The organism is Acinetobacter pragensis (genome assembly GCF_001605895.1).
Lineage (GTDB): Bacteria > Pseudomonadota > Gammaproteobacteria > Pseudomonadales > Moraxellaceae > Acinetobacter > Acinetobacter pragensis.
Genome location: NZ_LUAW01000022.1, coordinates 1 through 17,990, shown reverse-complemented (window position 1 = coordinate 17,990; position 17,990 = coordinate 1). Strand labels below are relative to the sequence as shown.

The 17,990-nt window shown below is 44.7% G+C and carries 20 protein-coding genes and 1 pseudogene; 9 read left to right on the top strand and 12 right to left on the bottom strand.

Annotation, left to right across the window (positions count from 1 at the left end; genetic code table 11):
- Positions 1 to 173: 173 nt before the first annotated feature.
- Together AZH43_RS09985 and AZH43_RS09980 are read left to right on the top strand one after the other, a co-directional pair.
- A complete protein-coding gene (locus AZH43_RS09985) occupies positions 174 to 1,472 on the top strand; it encodes an ABC1 kinase family protein (protein ID WP_067669250.1) in 1,299 nt (432 codons plus the stop codon).
- Between the two features lie 116 nt (positions 1,473 to 1,588).
- On the top strand, positions 1,589 to 1,843 hold the full coding sequence (locus tag AZH43_RS09980) for a type B 50S ribosomal protein L31 (protein ID WP_067669248.1): 255 nt from the start codon (positions 1,589 to 1,591) through the stop codon (positions 1,841 to 1,843).
- A gap of 130 nt (positions 1,844 to 1,973) precedes the next feature.
- Here AZH43_RS09980 and crcB read toward each other — a convergent pair whose 3' ends face one another.
- Positions 1,974 to 2,351 carry a fluoride efflux transporter CrcB gene (gene crcB / locus AZH43_RS09975; RefSeq protein WP_067669246.1) on the bottom strand — a complete coding sequence of 126 codons (378 nt, stop codon included), beginning with the start codon at positions 2,349 to 2,351 and terminating at the stop codon, positions 1,974 to 1,976.
- Positions 2,352 to 2,505: 154 nt separating this feature from the next.
- Between crcB and AZH43_RS09970 the strand changes: the two genes are divergently transcribed.
- Entirely contained in the window at positions 2,506 to 2,838 is a 333-nt protein-coding gene (locus tag AZH43_RS09970) for a HopJ type III effector protein (protein ID WP_067669244.1), read from the top strand.
- 208 nt (positions 2,839 to 3,046) lie between these two features.
- Here AZH43_RS09970 and AZH43_RS09965 read toward each other — a convergent pair whose 3' ends face one another.
- Both AZH43_RS09965 and AZH43_RS09960 read right to left on the bottom strand, forming a co-directional pair.
- Positions 3,047 to 3,454, bottom strand: coding sequence for a protease inhibitor I42 family protein (locus AZH43_RS09965; RefSeq protein WP_067669242.1), 408 nt, complete (start codon positions 3,452 to 3,454; stop codon positions 3,047 to 3,049).
- A 36-nt stretch (positions 3,455 to 3,490) separates the two neighbouring features.
- Complete coding sequence (locus tag AZH43_RS09960) at positions 3,491 to 4,051, bottom strand: hypothetical protein (protein ID WP_067669239.1); 561 nt, start codon at positions 4,049 to 4,051, stop codon at positions 3,491 to 3,493.
- Positions 4,052 to 4,336: 285 nt separating this feature from the next.
- Here AZH43_RS09960 and AZH43_RS09955 point away from each other — a divergent pair, with 285 nt between their 5' ends.
- On the top strand, positions 4,337 to 4,960 hold the full coding sequence (locus tag AZH43_RS09955) for a class I SAM-dependent methyltransferase (protein ID WP_067669380.1): 624 nt from the start codon (positions 4,337 to 4,339) through the stop codon (positions 4,958 to 4,960).
- Positions 4,961 to 4,967: 7 nt separating this feature from the next.
- Here AZH43_RS09955 and AZH43_RS09950 read toward each other — a convergent pair whose 3' ends face one another.
- The gene (locus AZH43_RS09950) at positions 4,968 to 5,564 is read right to left on the bottom strand and encodes a hypothetical protein (protein WP_067669237.1); all 597 of its coding nucleotides are present in this window, start codon (positions 5,562 to 5,564) and stop codon (positions 4,968 to 4,970) included.
- Positions 5,565 to 5,576: 12 nt separating this feature from the next.
- A complete protein-coding gene (locus AZH43_RS09945; protein ID WP_067669235.1) occupies positions 5,577 to 6,044 on the bottom strand; it encodes a Holliday junction resolvase-like protein in 468 nt (155 codons plus the stop codon).
- A 122-nt stretch (positions 6,045 to 6,166) separates the two neighbouring features.
- On the opposite strand from AZH43_RS09945, the gene AZH43_RS09940 reads away from it, so the two are divergent.
- The 5 genes from AZH43_RS09940 (at position 6,167) to AZH43_RS09920 (ending at position 11,597) form a co-directional block, all read left to right on the top strand.
- A complete protein-coding gene (locus AZH43_RS09940; RefSeq protein WP_067669233.1) occupies positions 6,167 to 6,811 on the top strand; it encodes a ParA family protein in 645 nt (214 codons plus the stop codon).
- A gap of 115 nt (positions 6,812 to 6,926) precedes the next feature.
- Positions 6,927 to 8,054 (top strand): AI-2E family transporter, encoded by a 1,128-nt coding sequence (locus tag AZH43_RS09935; protein WP_067669378.1) that lies wholly within the window; start codon positions 6,927 to 6,929, stop codon positions 8,052 to 8,054.
- Positions 8,055 to 8,169: 115 nt separating this feature from the next.
- Complete coding sequence (gene sodC / locus AZH43_RS09930) at positions 8,170 to 8,730, top strand: superoxide dismutase family protein (protein WP_067669231.1); 561 nt, start codon at positions 8,170 to 8,172, stop codon at positions 8,728 to 8,730.
- 222 nt (positions 8,731 to 8,952) lie between these two features.
- Positions 8,953 to 11,103: a YccS family putative transporter gene (gene yccS, locus AZH43_RS09925; RefSeq protein WP_067669376.1), complete on the top strand. Its 2,151-nt coding sequence runs from the start codon at positions 8,953 to 8,955 to the stop codon at positions 11,101 to 11,103.
- A gap of 194 nt (positions 11,104 to 11,297) precedes the next feature.
- A complete protein-coding gene (locus tag AZH43_RS09920) occupies positions 11,298 to 11,597 on the top strand; it encodes a DUF3817 domain-containing protein (protein ID WP_067669230.1) in 300 nt (99 codons plus the stop codon).
- A 160-nt stretch (positions 11,598 to 11,757) separates the two neighbouring features.
- On the opposite strand, the gene craA is transcribed toward AZH43_RS09920, so the two are convergent.
- The 7 genes and pseudogenes from craA to AZH43_RS18120 form a co-directional block, all read right to left on the bottom strand.
- A complete protein-coding gene (craA, locus tag AZH43_RS09915; protein ID WP_067669228.1) occupies positions 11,758 to 12,987 on the bottom strand; it encodes a chloramphenicol efflux MFS transporter CraA in 1,230 nt (409 codons plus the stop codon).
- A 276-nt stretch (positions 12,988 to 13,263) separates the two neighbouring features.
- Positions 13,264 to 14,127: a pirin family protein gene (locus tag AZH43_RS09910; RefSeq protein WP_067669226.1), complete on the bottom strand. Its 864-nt coding sequence runs from the start codon at positions 14,125 to 14,127 to the stop codon at positions 13,264 to 13,266.
- Positions 14,128 to 14,215: 88 nt separating this feature from the next.
- On the bottom strand, positions 14,216 to 15,601 hold the full coding sequence (locus AZH43_RS09905) for an AbiH family protein (protein ID WP_067669223.1): 1,386 nt from the start codon (positions 15,599 to 15,601) through the stop codon (positions 14,216 to 14,218).
- 91 nt (positions 15,602 to 15,692) lie between these two features.
- Entirely contained in the window at positions 15,693 to 16,064 is a 372-nt protein-coding gene (locus tag AZH43_RS09900) for a hypothetical protein (RefSeq protein ID WP_067669221.1), read from the bottom strand.
- A 151-nt stretch (positions 16,065 to 16,215) separates the two neighbouring features.
- A complete protein-coding gene (locus tag AZH43_RS09895) occupies positions 16,216 to 17,625 on the bottom strand; it encodes an FAD-binding oxidoreductase (protein ID WP_067669219.1) in 1,410 nt (469 codons plus the stop codon).
- A 70-nt stretch (positions 17,626 to 17,695) separates the two neighbouring features.
- Positions 17,696 to 17,788: pseudogene (locus tag AZH43_RS18885) on the bottom strand (hypothetical protein); the annotation flags it as partial.
- Between the two features lie 61 nt (positions 17,789 to 17,849).
- A partial coding sequence (locus AZH43_RS18120) for a 4Fe-4S dicluster domain-containing protein (protein ID WP_131796932.1) occupies positions 17,850 to 17,990 on the bottom strand: 141 nt, incomplete at its 5' end.

Below are 17,990 nucleotides of genomic sequence, written 5' to 3'. Positions count from 1 at the left end.
CAGCTTATTCTAAGGCATATCCTGCAGATATGTACGGCGCGTCGCGTATAAAGTGCTGTTTTATTCTAAAGAATCAAACAGAAACAAAGATTTAACAATTTAAAGTAGGCAGCTTAACAATAAGCGCCTATGATCAGAAGCATATTTAAAATATAAAACTTGAGGCATCACACATGGCAAAAACGGCAAGTACACCCGGCCGCCGCTTTATGAAACTTGCCAGCATGACAGCAAGCATTGCAAGCAAAACTGTTTCAAATTCAATTAAAAACTTAACTGCCGATGAAGAGCAGAAAAATGCATCCCGCAGTAAACTTTTTCAGGATATTGGCCTGCAAATTGCCGATACTTTGGGTGAGATGAAAGGCGCAGTGATGAAAGTCGGGCAAATCGCGTCACAGTACAAAGATATTTTCCCGCCTGAAGTCGCCAAAGCCATTGGGAAACTGCAGCGGCAAGCGCCGCCGATGCCTTTTGCCGAAATTAAGGCGCAAGTCGAAAGAGAATTGGGAAAGCCTATTTTAAATATCTTTCAAAGCTTTGATGAAACTCCGTTTGCGGCAGCCTCTATTGGACAGGTTCATAAAGCAGTATTGCCCAATGGCCAGCAGGTTGTGGTGAAAGTGCAGTATCCCGGCGTCGATGAAGCCTGCGAAAGCGACTTAAAACAAGTCCGTTTAGCGCTGCGCCTGATGGGCGTATTAAAAGTGGACCGCAAGCTGCAGGAACGCTTATTTAACGAAATTCAGGAAAGCTTGGATAATGAACTGAATTACCAAATCGAAGCGCAAAATCTGGAAGTCGCCCGCGCCTTCCATGAAAAACTCGACAGTAAAATCATTATTCCTAAAGTTTATCCGGACTATTCTTCGCGCCATGTGTTGACCCTGAGTTTGGAACAGGGCGAAAGCATTGAAACCGCCAGCACTTGGCCGCAAGAAATCCGCAATGAATTGGGACGCCGCCTGTTCCGCGCCATGGGGCAGGAAATTTTTTACCTGAAGCGCTTCCACTGCGACCCGCATCCGGGAAATTTTGCATTTCGGGAAGACGGCACGGTCATTATTTATGACTTTGGCGGTGTAAAAACCCTGTCCAGCGATATTGTGCATCATTTCAAAGAACTGATTCAGGCCGCACGTGAAAGCAATGTCACTGAAATGGAAAACCAGCTGGATGCCCTGCATTCTCTGTCCGAGAAAGGCAAATTCCCTGCCGAACTGTATCAGGCTTGGCTGGAAGTGCTGATGCGGCCGCTGACCACCCATTATGATTTTGCTGAAAACTCAGCGCATCATGATGGTGTAGAGCTGGTGAAATCGTCATTGAAATATTGGGATGTATTTAAACCGTCTCCGGATACCCTGATGGTCAACCGGACAGTTTCCGGCCACTATTGGAACATGATCCATTTAAAAGTGCATGATAATCTGTCTGATGTGTTTGATGAGCTGGTGCCGCCCCGCAGCTGATGCCCGCCGAAGATGGCCTAGAACCCAGATCATATTCTTTGGTCTGGGTTTTATTTGCAATTCAATTTGTTATGTTATAACATTTCCACAAATTAACAGTTTCAAGGAAAGTTCTTATGCGTCCGAATATTCATCCCAACTACCGCGAAGTCCTGTTTCATGACACCAATGCCAACGCTTTTTTTGTGATCGGCAGTACCTTAGAAGCCGCTCAGACACGGGACTATGAAGGCAAGACTTATCCTTATGTGACTTTGGATATTTCCAGCGCGTCACACCCTTTTTATACAGGTGAACAGCGTCAAACCAGCAATGAAGGCCGTGTTGCCAGCTTCAATAAACGTTTTGCGCGTTTCAAACGCTCACAATAAGTTCATATTCAGTTAAGGTTTTACTTTTACAGTAGAACTATTGAAGAAGCCTAAGAAAATCTCCTCCAGCTTAGGCTTCTTTTTTATGCGCAGCATTTCCCGTACATCTTAAATCAGGCAGAGAAAGAGTTTAATTTTTCAAAACAGCCTGAAATAGATAAAAGCCTAAACTTAAAACAATCACGCCCACCATGAGGCTGGAAAAGACATACATTAAAGCCCAGCCGTTTTGTCCTTGCTTCAGCAATTGAAATGTTTCTAAGCCAAAACTGGAAAAGGTCGTAAAGCCGCCCAAAATGCCGACCATTAAAAATAGGCGTGTTTCCTGCTGCAGCACTGGATATTTTTGTGTAAAAGCAAAAAATATCCCTGCCAAAAAACAGCCCAGCATATTGACCCACCATGTTGTCCATGGAAATAAGCCGCTGGGCTTGATAAGCCAGAGGCTGGCGCTGTAGCGTAAGCTTGCCCCAATTGCGCCGCCCAAAGCGACCAATAGCCAATTCATGGATATTCCATTTAAAAAAGTGAAAAAGAAAATGCGCCTGCAGGCAATTGCCTCACTATAACGCAAAAAATCATCAGAATTCTAATGAATCTGAAAGCCAAAACTTGCTATATTGCCTGCGTTTTTAATTATTTTTCTATGGATTGATGGACTCATGGCTCAAGAATTACTGAACCAGCTTCAAGCGGGCAAAGCGGCATTTTCAGATGTGATTGCATTTATTGAAGCGCGCTATGCGCATACACCAACGGCCTTCAAAAATGGCCAGCAGGACAATGGCGCCAATGAAAACCAAGGCAGTGCAAAAGTCTTTTCATTTGCGCAGCTCAATGGCTTCGATCAGGCGCAAACCTTAAGTTTATTTGCCGAACATTATGCAGCGGTTTTAGCGACGCCTGAAGGCGCAGATCATCAGAACATCCGCCAGTTCATGCAAAATGGCTGGGACGGCATTCAGTTTGAAGGTCAGGCTTTAACAGCAAAATAATGCACGCAAGCTTCATCATTGAATGACACCCGCGAATTGATACGCGGCTGCCAGCAGGGATGCTGCCCGTTTTTCTGTGATGTAGCAATGCATCATCAGAAAAACAGGGCTTTTATTACTTTTGGCCCGAAAAAAGTAACGCCAATATTTCAAAGATGCCTAATAAAAAAAGCCGAAATACAGAATAAACTTAATATATGAGTATCAGTTATGAAATTCTGACCCGGCATTGCCACTCATCAACCGGCGCATTTTCCCAAGCCCGCACATGCTTTAAATGCAGCAGCTCTTCACCGGCCTGAGTTGCGGTAAAGCGGTAAATTTTCTGACCGCCTTTGCCAATGGTCGGCACTTCAGATTTAGCCTGATCGGCCTCATAAATTTCTTCGGTCTTAAACAGTTTTAAATTTTCGGCAACGGTCCAAACGTAGCCTGTGCTTGGATTCTCATCCAGAATCACTTCCAGCGTTTGACCGCGGTCCATTTCCAGCAGTGCAGGACAAGACTGCCCGCCGGTAAAAATATGCGTTTTGCCATCGACAGTCGAACTCATGCCGGTACATCCGCTTAGCCCTAAACCTAAAATGAGCGCGAGGCCCAGCGCCTTGATCTTCATGCTTTAAACCTTTTAACTTTTCTTCAAGGGCCGCTTTTAGCCCTTAACCCGCTCTATCCATTGTATTGAATCCACACGGAAGACTTCACATGCGCCATCTCCGGTATCCGTCGGCGTTAATGACGAAGTCCACACCAAATCTTTATCTTTAATTTCAACCAGACTGCCTTGCAAGCGCACCAAGTCACCGCGTTTCACTTTTTGAATTTGCTTGGCGATTTCAGGGTTAGACGGAATAATGTGCATATTTGACACCATCATCATCGCCTGTTCTGTCGGTACAGGAACCTTATCCATTTTCCAGTTTAAATAGCGGTCATATTGGTTGACTGTAATATGGCGGGCAATTTCCGGTTCTGCAAATAGGCCCCAGCTCACGGCATAATCAATGGGAGAAAATTTTGCCTGCTCATCTTGGGTATATTTTTTTGAACCCAAAATACGGAAATCCCCCTTAAAAGGCTGCAGGACAGAGATTGACTGATCTTTGGATGCCGGCGCCAAACCTTTGGCAATATTGTAATCTGCCGATGCATGCACGCCCGAATTCAGCAGCAACGCAACAGCAGCTGCACTGAGTAAAATACGTTTAATCATCGGCTTACCTCTTCTGTGTTGGCATTTAAATTGCGCGTTCATCGCTTTAGCTCTTCCGCTGAATATTGCGGGCAGGATAAGATTCATCCGCTTGACATTACATACGCAAAATTAAATGCAGCTTAAATATATAGCTTGAGCTTAGTTGTAACTCTATATTACGCAAGAAATCTGAAGAAACCTTAGCGTCTTGGTAACAATGCGAAAGAATCCGTCAGCGCAGCCCTTAAACTCGGCTGCAGCTTTGGCTAAAATGAAAAAAACTGTAAAAAAAGAAGAGAGATGATGATTTATAAATTCTATCAGCAGCATATTTTTCCGCATCTGCTGAATCAAGTCATGCAAACGCCCAGCCTGATGGATAAACGGCGCGAGCTGCTGCTGCCCATCTCAGGCGAGGTGCTGGAAATAGGCTTTGGCACGGGCCTGAATCTGCCGTTTTATCAGCAAGTTGATACCCTGTATGCCTTAGAGCCGAATCCTGATATTTACCATTTGGCAGTGCCGCGTGTGCATGCAGCGCCTTTTGAAGTGCAGCATATTCAAGCCAGTGCGGAAAAACTGCCGTTTGCAGACAGCAGCTTAGACCATATTGTCAGTACATGGACCCTCTGCAGCATTGCCAAGCTTGAACCGGCACTGGATGAAATTTACCGTGTGCTGAAGTCCGGCGGCACTTTCCACTTGGTCGAGCACGTTTTGCATAATGAAAGCACGCCTATTCAGCGCCTGCAAAACCTGCTGACGCCGATTCAAAAGCGCGTGGCGGATGGGTGCCATTTAAACCGCAATATTCAACGCGCTGTAAAAGATGCAGAATTAGAACTTAGCGAATGCCAGTATTTTGATGCCGCGGGTATTCCCCGCATCGGTCAGCGCATGCTGCTGGCGCGCGCCGTTAAACGTTAAATGGAACTTAGCCGCTTAATTTCTGTATCGACGTGATTTTAACTATCGCGCATTGAGGGCGCGGACGCGGAATATTCATGCCAACAGCAAAATGCTGCTGTGCCTTCAGCTGCATGACATGGGCATATTTTCCTTGAAGCTGCACCTGCTGCCCTGTTTTCAGCTGGCGCAGCTGTTTAGCAATCCGCTCATTTGCCGCAATCACACTGATATTCATACTGTCGGCACGGACAGTATCCGCCTGCAAACCTGACTGCGGCTGAATTTTAAATTCATAGCACCGGCTGTGCTGGTCAAAATCAATCTGACGGTAAATACTTGCACTGGCTAAACGGCCCTGCCCCAGCAATACATCCATATTGCTGAGATAAGCCAAGTCATTGAACGCACCAACCCATGGCGAGGTGGCATACAGCACCCGCCGTGCAGGCCCATAGAAACGCTTATCCAGCACAGTAAAGTTTCCGGAAAAATCATCCCGCTCTTCAACCTGAAAGTTTTTCAGCACGCCGGGCTGTTCCAAATGCGGAATTTCCCTGAAATATTCTTTCCAGCCCCAAATCAGCGCCGTCAGTGCAGCCAATGCCCAGAGTAATTGCTTCATATTGAACGGCTGCTATTCATCAAAATTAATTCGAACAGTTTCAAAGCGGATTCTGCCTAAAGCAATGGCCTGCGCAATCGCCTGCTGGCCTTTGGTCAGGCGCGCCCCGCCGCTCTTAATATCAATCAGCACGACTTCAATGTCGTCCGCCGTACCGTCACCATCACGGAAATCGGTATAGCCATCAAAGACGATATAATCAACCGGATCGCCAAGAAATTTAGCGTCACTGGGCAAATACTGAAATTCTGGCAAGATCGGCGCCAGCTGCTCGGCCATTTTGCCTTTCAATACCGCGCGGCTGGTATTTACACTGCGCTTTTGAGCGGCAGCCAAGGACTGCTGATGTTCCAATTCCAGTTCCGCAATATATGTTTCATATTCTGCCCGCACACGTCCATTGCGTGTATTGCTTAAAATCAGCGTGGTCAGCACCACGCCTATGCAGGCGCCAATCAGCATTGCCATCCATACGGACATTATCTCTTCCTAAATTAAAACGGTGCTTCTCTTTAATTCTGCTGCGACTTTTGTCATGGGTCCTATCCAGCGCTGAAAAGAATGATATGCTAGGGATGAGCAGAATAAAATCATTTAGGGTCATGAAAACAATTTTAGTTGCCAATCAAAAGGGTGGATGCGGAAAAACAATCACTGCGATCAATCTTGCGTCTGCATTAGCGCAAAAAGGCTATAAAGTCGCCTTGGCTGATGCCGACAATCAAAAATCCGCTTTGCAGTGGCTGAAACAGCGGCCGAATACGGCGGCGCCCATTCAAAGCTTGGACTGGCGCCATGAAAAATCAATTGGCGATACCCCTAAAAATACTGAATATTTGATTATTGACGCGCCAGGCGCGCTGTCCGGAGAACATGCGGAGCAGCTGGTCAGTGAAGCGCATGCGATTATTACCCCGCTCCAGCCCTCTTTTTTTGATATCGACTCGACCCGCCGTTTCCTAAAGCATTTACAGGATATTAAGCGCATCCGTAAAGGCAAGGTGCAGATTCTGCTGCTGGCGAACCGCGTCAAGCCGAATTCTGCCAGTTCTAAAGATATTCAGGATTTTTTTAATAAAATTGAACAGCAGCCCGCCGCCTGGATTTCGGAGCGTACGGCCTATGGTCAGCTGGCTATGCAGGGCTTAAGTATTTTTGATAAAAGTCAAAAAAACTATTTAAGCATGCAGGCGCAATGGCAGCCGCTTTTAAATGCGATTATTGATGATCCCAGCAATTGGTTTTAATTTAAAATCAAAAGATTAAGTACTGTACAGTGTATTTTTTACAATACTTACCAAGCGCTCATGTTCGAGTGCTTTTTTTTCAGTTAATATGGGTTCCCGGCCCAAGTCAGTGATCATGAATTCAGTGCACCAATACGCGCCTACCTTACAAAGATTCTTATTGTTCGGGCTGTTTTTTGCCCTGCTTTTCCTAAGCTTCAGTGTCCTGAAATATTTCATTGTGCCTGTAGTTTGGGCCGCCATTATTGCCTATATGACTTGGCCGCTGTATCAGCGGGTGCAGCGTTTTTGCAAAAACCGCTCCACGCTCAGCGCGACCTTAATGATTCTGCTGGTGATTTTAGTGGTTGGCCTGCCGGTGATTTTTTCAATTTTCCTGCTGCAGCATGAAGGCCGGAGCTTATATTACGAATTGCAGAAACAGGTATTTTCCGGCCACGTGAATGTGCCGGATTTTATCCGTCAGCTGCCGTTTATCGGCAAAGAAGTATCCCGCACCTTGCGCGAATTGAACAATGACCCGAACAGCATTATTCAGTCCGTACAGCTGTGGTTTCAAGGCCATCTCAATTACGGCAAAGTACTGCTGAACGAAGTCAGCAAGAATATTTTCAAACTGTGTTTTGCCGTAATGTCACTGTTCTTTTTCTACCGTGACGGCCCAACTATTTTAAACCAAGTCAGCAAAGCCTTGGAAATGGTGATTGGTCCGCGCGTGCACCACTATCTTGCCACTATCTCAGATACCACCCGCGCCGTAGTATACGGTGTGGGATTAACCGCCGTCGCGCAGGCAGCTTTGGCTGGCCTCAGCTATTTTGTGGCTGATGTGCCGAACCCGATGCTGCTGACGATTGTGACGTTTATACTGGCGCTGATTCCGTTCGGCCCCCCAGTTGCATACACTTCTGTTGCGCTCTGGCTGTTTTCACAAGGACAGACCATTGAAGCCATTGGCGTGATGGCCTGGGGCGTTTGCGTAGTCAGCACAGCAGACAATGTGATCCGCCCGCTGGTGATTTCAGGCGCAACGCAAATTCCATTCCTGCTGATTATGTTTGGCGTATTGGGCGGACTGGCCAGTTTCGGCATGGTTGGCCTGTTTGTTGGCCCGGTGATTTTAGCTGTACTGCTGGCGATTTGGCGCGAATGGCTGCATGAAACCCACATCGAACCCGTGATGATGCCAAAAGCAAGCATGGTTCATGATCTGGATGACCAAAACACGCCATCAAAAAAATAACAGAACCGTCAATACCGTACTGCAAAGTGTTACAAAGCCTTCACGTAAACGGCATGGCAATCCTATTTATGATCTGTTTCAATAATTTAGATTATAATAGACAGGATGCTTAGTGATGATATCGCCTTTGCTGAAACTCAAACTCGGTGCTGCCTGCGCCTTGACGGCCTTATTCGCCGCGGGCTGCTCCACAACAGCAACCTTGCCCACTGCAGACAATGAACAGACCATCACGGTGAATGCGGTGAGCGCACAAGGCATCGGTGCCGGCATCGGCACAATTTCGCTGCGTGACAGCGCCGCAGGACTGGTGATCACCACCAATCTCAGCCAGTTGCCGCCAGGCCCGCATGGTTTTCACATTCATGAAAAAGGGTCGTGCGATCCTGCCATGAAAGACGGTAAAGCCGGCGCTGCTTTAGCGGCAGGCAGCCACTACAACCCGAATCACGCGCCCAATCACGGCAACCCGCTGACGGGCCATATGGGTGATTTGCCCTTACTGAACGTAGCCGCTGACGGCACAGCGAAAGTGACCGTACTGGCGCCTCGCATCAAAGCGGCCGACGTGCAAAATTTAGCGATTATGGTGCATGCAGGCGGTGATAATTATTCAGATACACCGAAGCCTTTAGGCGGCGGCGGTGACCGGATTGCCTGCGGCGTCATTCAATAATTCAGACAATATTCTTTTTTTCAGGATGTTCTGTGGATAAGTATTCAGTTATTCACAGCCCAAACAGCGGACGATAAGTCCGTTGTTTTTTTATAATTCGGCCCCTGCGTCACTGATGCTTAACTCCAGATTTTTTATGTTTTTCTTTTGATATTAAATTGACAGTTTTTACAAATCAGTTCAGGCTTATTGCATAATAAATTTGGCCTTGATCATTCAGCCGTGAACAGCGTCCGCCAGTGGTTTCAGTCTTTTCAATCCAATGCAATATTCATTTACTGCCTGCAGATCTGCATCGTTTTAAGCGGCACAACGCTCGGTTTATATTTCTTAGGCCTATATCCATTTATTGTGCCAGTCACTTTAGGCGCGATCGCCACGGCGTTAACCGATTTTGATGACCGGCTTAGCATACGCCTGCGCAACTTAACCTATGTCTGCATTTTATTTTTCAGCGTCAGCAGCATCCTAGATTTTCTATCCCCTTATAAATTCTTTTTTATTTTATATTTATCGCTCTCCAGCGCAGCCTTCATCCTGATGGGCGCTTTGGGCCAGCGTTATGCCGCCATTTCTTTTGGCACCATTCTGCTGTCCATTTACACCATGTTTGGCTTAGGAGAGTATCCGCACTGGTATTTTCAGCCCAGCTGCTTTGTACTTGGCGCCCTGTGGTATGGCTTTACGGCAATTCTGTTTTATCTGATTAAACCGACACTGGCGGTTCAGGACAATCTATCGCGCTGCTTTCATCAAATTGCAGATTTGCTGAATGCCAAAGCCTGGCTGTTTGATCCGGATAATCAAGACAATGTTGAAACCCTGCTCTACAGCCTATCCCTGCAAAACAGCACCGTAGTGCAAAGTTTCAACAGCACCAAAAGTTCGTTATTGACCCGCTTAAAAGCGTCCCGCGCCAACAGCAGCACTATTTATTGGCTGAATCTGTATTTTTTAGCGCAGGATATTCACGAACAGGCAAGCTCCAACTATCTGCATTATGAACAGCTGCATCAAAACTTCAGCCGTACAGACCTAATTTTCCGCATTCAGAAAAATATCCGCCTGCAGGCTCTGGCCTGCCATGAACTGGCGCAATGCATTTTACGCAATGAAATGTATCAGCCCAGCGCCAATGCCAGTCTGGCGCTCAACCATCTGCACAGCTCGATGCAGGATTGGGTACGGGATAATCCGCATAATATTGAAGTCAAAAACCTGCAATTGATTTTAAATAATTTAGACAGTGTGCATGAACGTTTTCTGCATCTGAATGAATTGCAGAACCGTCAGCAACAGCGCTATCAGCAGCATATCGACAATCTGAATTTATACGATGACGATATTCATGGCTGGCATGATCTTTGGCTGAAATTAAAACAGCATTTAACGCCGCAGTCTGCGCTGTTCCGCCATGCGGTGCGCATCGCCTTTGTATTTGCCGTCGGCTACAGCATTTCCCTGCTGCCGTTTGCAAAAAATGGCTACTGGATTTTGCTGACCAGTTTATTTGTCTGCCAAATGCGCTATTTTGCGACCAAAAGCCGGTTAAAAATGCGGACATTAGGCACAGTGCTGGGGGTAATTCTGGGCGTGCCGATTTTATATTTTGTGCCCAGCATCGAAGGCCAGCTGCTGCTGACGGTAATTTTTGGCGTGAGTTTCTTTTATCTCAGCGCTAAAAAATACGCCATGGCAACATTAATGGCCACGTTAATGGTGCTGCTGATTTTTAATTTAAAAGGTGCAGGCTACGCTATTATTTTACCAAGAATAGTGGATACGCTTCTAGGCTGCCTCATTGCTTGGCTTGCCGTCAGCTTTATTTGGCCCGACTGGAACTTCCGCAATATTTCCGCCACCATTAAAAAAAGCACGCATGCCACGTTGAACTATTTTAATGCCGTGACAGAACAGTATCAACACGGCCATAACAACAGCATTGACTACCGCCGTGCACGGCGCGCCGCCCATAATGCGCAAACTGAACTGGCCAGCATGATTTCCAGCCTGAGCACAGAACCCAACCCTGACCCGCAGCTGATTCATCATGCATTCCGCTATTTGGTGTATAGCCATAGCCAGCTCAGCTATATTTCAGCGCTGGGCAGCCACCGTGAAAAAGTACAGGATGCGCAAGTACTGGATTTAATGCTGTGGTGCAAAAATACCTTAATGCATGTATTGCTGCATCAGCGCACGCTGCCCGAGCAGGAAATTCAGCAAAAACTTCTGGAAATTCAGCACTTAAATACTCAAGCACAGCTCAGCAGCCGGCTGCAGCTGGTCTTAAAGCAAATCAGCCTGCTGCTGGAAACCTTACCTGAACTGCTGCATTTGCAGACCGAACTGCTGCGTCAGGACATTAAATAAAGCGCTTATTCAAAATCAAGTTAAACTATTTTTTGAAATGGACAGCCCCGTGCCTTTAAAAATTTTCAGTACAAAAACCTAGCCCTTAGCTTGGTTTTAATATTTGATTTTTATCATAATAATTAAATAAGCATAGTTCTTTTTCGGGTTTAAATTCAGTACACTCAGGGTTCATCCTCATTAAAGCAGTGACCATGAATATTCAAACTTTACGCATTGTTGGCGCGCTCGAAGGCATTTCTTTTTTGTTGCTGCTGTTTATTGCCATGCCCATGAAATATTGGCTGGATAATCCGATTTTGGTTAAATATGTCGGCATGGGGCACGGACTGCTCTTTATTGGATTTCTGGTTGTTCTATTTGCCGTCTGCGAAAAGCAAAAATGGTCTATAAAAATGTTTTTACTGGGTTTGATTGCATCTATCCTGCCATTTGGGCCTTTCGTTTTTGATGCTAAATTAAAAAAAATTGAACAGCCTCAGGCCGAAGCTTGAGTCTGATTAAATAAAAGTTCCTGCTCCATCATTACGCATCCATAAAGAAGACATCACCGCTTGAATGGGGCCTTTTAAGCCAGCCCTGCGCACCCTGTAATTTTTATTGTCTATCCCATAAAAAATCCCCCATTGATTGAGGGATTTTTTATGGCGGGTGTTAAAACTCCCCTTCTGCCTTTCTTTGCTGCAAAATACTTTTCAATACACCGCGCGGAAAACTGAACCACAGTGCAATAAGGGCAAAACATGACACCCCGTAGGCCCAAATATGGAAGTGTTCATACAGTACCCGCACCAGTTCAATCACAATAAAGAAGCAGAACATCATCAGCACGGAAACAGCAGCAGCCACAGTGCCTTTTGAGACTTCGGAAGACATTAAGGCAAAGCGGTACAGAACTGAAAAACTGATGCCTTCGCCAAAACTGACCAACGTCATGCCTAAAATCGCGCTGTATAAAAAGTATTGCGGGAAAATGCTTCCCAGCAGTACGGCTCCTGTACCTACGAGCATCAGCGGCAAGCCAATCAAGATCGTTTTGCCTAAAGGCAGCTTGTCGATGATTTTAATCAGCACGATATTGCCGACAATCAGTCCGCCCAATACAGGAAACTGCGCTAAGCCATATTGCATGCTGCTGAGTCCCAGCTCTTCGACCAGCATGACTGGAGACAGCGCAATCCACAGCATCAGCGGCATGGCAACCATCGGCAAACCTAAAGTCAGGCCTAAAAAGCGCTTATTTTTAAACACCTGCTTAAAGTCATCTAGAATATAGCCGATCGGCTGCTTAGGCATGCTGCGCTGCTGTTTCGGCATTTTTGCTTTCAGGCCAAACCAGCTTAAAAAAGACAGCATGGCAATGCCGATAAAGCCCCAATGCCATGACACATGATCAATTAAAAATGCGCCCAGCACTGGCCCAAGCAAAGGCGCCAGCAGGGAAATATTCGCCATCAGCGCCATCACTTTAATGGCATCACGCTCTTCAAAAGTTTCCTGAATCGCCGCATAGCCCACAGCGGAAATAACCGATAGACCAAAACCCTGCAAAAAGCGCAGCGTTAAAAAGCTTTCAATGCTATGGGTCAGCAAAATCGCTAAACAGCACAGGGTGAAAAATGCCACGCCGCCCAGCAGGACCTTCTTGCGCCCGACACGGTCAGACAGCGGGCCTAAAACAGCCGCAACACAAGCGCCGCCCAGCAGATAAAATGACATGGATGATGGCGCCCAAGAACTGCTGACGCCAAAATCCTGAGTAATGGCCAGCATGGCTGGCTGGACTAAATCGTTACCGATATAGACGGAAAATTCAAATAAGACCAGTGCCAATGGAAACATTAAGGTGGCACGGCTTAACTTTGCAGTATGTACGTTTTGCATTGTTATCTACATATATGATGCGTACAGGATTGGGCATGGTCTATTTTCGGGGAGAGACACGTCAGCCCAACGACAAGCACTGTAATAAATAATTAAAATTTGGAGATCACAGAGAGCGCCGCATTCACAAGGCGCTTAAAAGAAATAAAAAACAGGGTGAAATAAGATGCACTTAAACCCGTACACCCGCAGATTTAAGTCCCTGTATTTTAGCAGTGTTTGCCTATATTGTATTGTAAATTTTTTGAAGCCGCCTTCTGCGCAGGCATTCACGCATTAAGGCTGAATGAACTGATTGTTCTTAAGATCTTCATACGCCTGCACTATTTCATCAAAAGTATTCATTACAAAATAGCCGCGGCCAGATATGGGTTCGTTTAGCGGCTGGGCGCTTAAATATAAAATTGAGCAGTTCCGCTGTGCGGTCAATTCAACCTGTTGACCGTGGCTGGACATGACGGCCACAGCATGATCTGTCAGTTCTTCATTTGTTTCGGCAAATGATGCGCGTCCAGAACACATATAAATAAGCGTAGTGTCACCTTCCTGCGCAGGCAGCTGCAACGTATGGCCTTGATGCAGGTATACATCATACACCTGCATAGGGGTATGGGTTTGCGCGGGGCCAGTTTGCCCTTGAAACTCCCCCGCTATCACACGGACAAAGCCTGCATCATTGGCTAAATCTGCTTTGGGTATGCTGGCTTTACTCAAGCTTTGGTAGCGCGGCGGATTCATTTTATCTTTGGCCGGCAAGTTAACCCACAGCTGCAGCATCTCAAAGGGCCCGCCGCTTTGAGAAAAAGCGTCGCTGAATACTTCTTTATGAATGACTCCAGATGCAGCTGTCATCCATTGCACATCACCCGCAGAAATGATTCCACCGCCGCCTGTAGAGTCGCGGTGTTCCAGTTCGCCTTTAAACATAATGGTGACGGTTTCAAAACCGCGGTGCGGATGTTCATCAACCTCTTTACGCAGCTGAATAGGCTTAAGTGTGCCGGGGCCAATATGGTCAAGCAATAAAAAGGGTGAAACGGTATTGCCTAATTCATAATGGGAAAAGACTGAGGTGACTGGAGCAAAGTCACCTACAGCGGATCGGGTTGTGGTGTTATGAATAAAGGCGAGGGTTTTCATGTTATTATTTGAATACTTGAAGATGATTCATTTTAGCCTCTCACTTTAATCTGTTCGAGAGGCTAATGTTGTTTTCTGTGTTGCAGATTTAGGATACTTGATCCACATCTAAACTCTCTTGAGCAAAAAACTTAATCTCTGGGTTAGGCTTAAAGCAAAGCCATTTATTTTTCATCCATTGTTCAACTTTATCTTTACCTAAAATGGCTAATAAATTATTAAGTAATGAAAATTTTGCAGTTTTATCAAAGTAATAAACTGTAACTCGAACATTTCGATCGATATCATCATTTAGGCTAAAGATATCTATAATATAATCCTTGTCCGAGACATCTAGTGAATGTCCCCAAATGCTAATATTTAAATTAAGTTTACTATCTACTTCCATTAAATCTTGTCTAGCAAATTTTTTAGCTAATGGATCATTATAGCCAAGATCTTTTTCAAAATATTCAACTTTTCTTTTATGTATCTCAACATCTGATTTATATTTATCCAAAAATAAATAGTCAGTGTCTTTAAACAATTTTTGATGGTACTTCGTAAAGCCAAATGCCTTTAGTTTCTTTAAGCCATCATCTTCAATATCAGAAATACCTAAAACAATATTTTGATACTGACCATGACCTCCATGTAGATATTCAACGTCTACTAAATCATAAATACGCTGAAATGTATTCGTATAATTAAATGAAAAAATTTTATCAGGATAAACCCAATCCTTTGAATCAATTCCAAGTAAGCAATTAGCTGTTAACTGCGATACGACCAACTCTAAATACAAATCAAAAATTTTTATAAATTCTTCTAACTGTTCATATGCAAATGATAAAAATAATACTGAATTCATTCCATGACTATCATTGCTTCCATAACAAAATTGTTTATTAAATCCATTTCTTTGCCCCTTTATTTCAAAAATATTAAAACTTTCCAAAATTATAGTATTCTTTTTACCTACTTCTTGCTTCCACTCACTCATACTAAAAGAGTTTGATGAGTTTCTATTTTGCTGTTCAATAAATGGAATTGCCTGAGCAAAGCTAAATATGACTTCCTCGATTTTTAATTCAAAATCAATCCAAGTTTTTACTTCTTTTACATGCTTTTTAAAATATTGATACCAACGATTTAACTCTAAACGACATTGTAATTTCAAAACATCTTTTGTTGATATTTTAATGTTTTCAGTTAAATAAAATTCTTTCGTTTTCTCAATAAAATTGAATTCTCTTGTTTTAGAAAAAAGTGCATCAAAACTCATTGCATAATCAGGAAACTCCCAATCAGTTTTTTTCTCAAGCATTTTATCTATTTTTTCCATCCATTCATCAACCTTATAAATTGATAAATCCTTGATTTTTTGCCCTGTATCTTTTTCCTCGATTGCTCTCATCACATCCATAAAATGGTCATACTTCGTCGGCAAATAGTGCGACAAATCAAAGCCATTACCCACAATTAAAATATTCATTGTTCTTATTTATCCAATAAAAAAGCGCATCCACCGATACGCTTTTTATGAGGCATTACAGCCCGAATTTCAATCATAAATCAAAGATTGATTAAGGGCATTTTGCAGTTTGGAAAGTTTTGGTATTTTTCCCGCGCTGGCATTGGTATTCCTTTTGCGTGCTCGTACGTTCCCAGTCACCATCCACATGCTTAAAGCGGTAAATGGTACGGACTGAACGGACGGAATCATCCATTAAACCCGTTTCTGTCACTTTCACTTCTGCCGCCGTTGGCGACTCCACACGGTTAAAGTACTGACGGATTTCAACTGTGGCTAAATTCTTACGCAAATCCGGACGCTCTTTCAACACCTGAGCCAGTGGTGTTTCTGACGTACCCACTTTATTGACAATTTTCTGTGTTGTCGCACAGCCAGACAAAACGCCTGCGCAAATTACGGCTGCAGCCAATACTCGCAACATAATTCTTACCCCAAGTTTATAATAACCTTGCACATCATGCCGTTTTTCTATCTTTTACACTATTTAGCAAATGTAAGCCTGTGTAGAGCATAAATAAAAAACAGCCATAAAAAAACGCATCCTCAGATGCGTTTTTTTAAATCTTTAAAAATTAAAGATCGAATAATTTGCCTGGGTTCATAATGCCATGCGGGTCAAACACTTTTTTCAGTGCTTTCATGTATTCAATTTCTTCTGCTGAACGGGTGTAGCCCAAATACGGCTTTTTGGTCATGCCCACACCGTGCTCTGCAGAAATTGAGCCATCGTATTTTTGCACAATTTCAAAGACATATTTGTTCACCACTTTGCATTTATCAAAGAATTCATCTTTGCTTAAATCTGCAGGCTTTAAAATATTCAAGTGCAGGTTGCCGTCGCCAATATGGCCGAACCAGCAAATTTCAAAATCAGGATAATTCTGTGCCACAATTGCATCAATTTCTTTAATAAATGCAGGCACATGCGTAATTAACACTGAAATATCATTTTTGTACGGCGTAAATGGCGCAATCGTTTCAGAGATATCTTCACGCAGACGCCATAAGCTGTGCACTTGTTCCAGACTTTGGCTCATTACCCCGTCCAACACCCAGCCCTGCTCCATGCAGTGCTCAAAAATTTCCATCGCCGCATCCATAATCGGCTCATACGGCGCTTCAAATTCAAGCAAGACATAAAATGGGCATTCAGTTTCAAACGGGCGCTGCACATGACCGCGGTCAAGCACTTTCTGCATGGCCAATTCACCAAAGAATTCAAATGCAGTTAAATCAATTTTATTTTGGAAGGCATGCAGTACCGGCATGATCGCATCAAAATCCGGCACACCCAGAACCATCACTTGCAGGTCTTGCGGTTGGCGCTCAAGCTTAATTTCCGCTTCAGTCACTAAGCCCAAAGTGCCCTCACCGCCAATGAATAAATGCTGCAGCGCATAACCCGTTGCATTTTTAATCATGCCTTTGTTTAAACGCAGCACATCGCCTTTGCCGGTTACCACGGTTAAACCCAGCACCCAGTTGCGGGTCATGCCGTATTTAATCACTTTAATGCCGCCAGCATTGGTGCCGATGTTGCCGCCAATTTGCGATGAACCTGCCGATGCAAAATCTACCGGGTAGTACATGCCCTGTTCTTCGGCATAGTTCTGCAGCTGTTCGGTCACAATGCCCACCTGCACACGAACCATGCGGTCTGCTGGGAAAAACTCCAGCACTTGGTTCATTTTATCCATGCTCACCACAATTTCGCCATTGGTCGCGACTGCGCCGGCAGATAAGCCTGTGCGTCCGCCAGATGGGGTGATTGCGGTATTAAATTGATTCGCAAGCTTAACAATGGCCTGCACTTGCTCGGTCGATGACGGAAAAACGATGACCGACGGGTTTGGGTCGAAGTGCTTGGTATGGTCACGTCCCCAATTTTCGAGACTGTCCGCATCAGTTTTAATGCGGTTTTCACCGACAATAGCGGTCAATTGGGTTAATAACTCTGGGGTTAAAGCGACTGGAGCATTCATCGTTTTCAGACCTTGCAAGAAGTAAAACAAGTTGTAAATAGCCTAGAAATCATTCAGTTGCGCATTAGGAGATAGTGGTATCTAAGGCTTGCATAAAAAAGCCAATAGATGCCAATAAAACCAGTACTCGAAATTCAGGCTGCAGTTTATTGTGTTCTTCCATTGAACGCCTCATTTATCATTTCAAAATAGAGTTTTTCATTTTCCACATACTCAAATATTAATTACATATTCGGGTAATTAGGGCCGCCGCCGCCTTCCGGTGTTACCCATGTGATGTTCTGAGACGGATCTTTGATATCGCAAGTTTTGCAGTGCACGCAGTTGGCCGCGTTAWTTTGGAAGCGCTTTGAACCGTCGTTCTC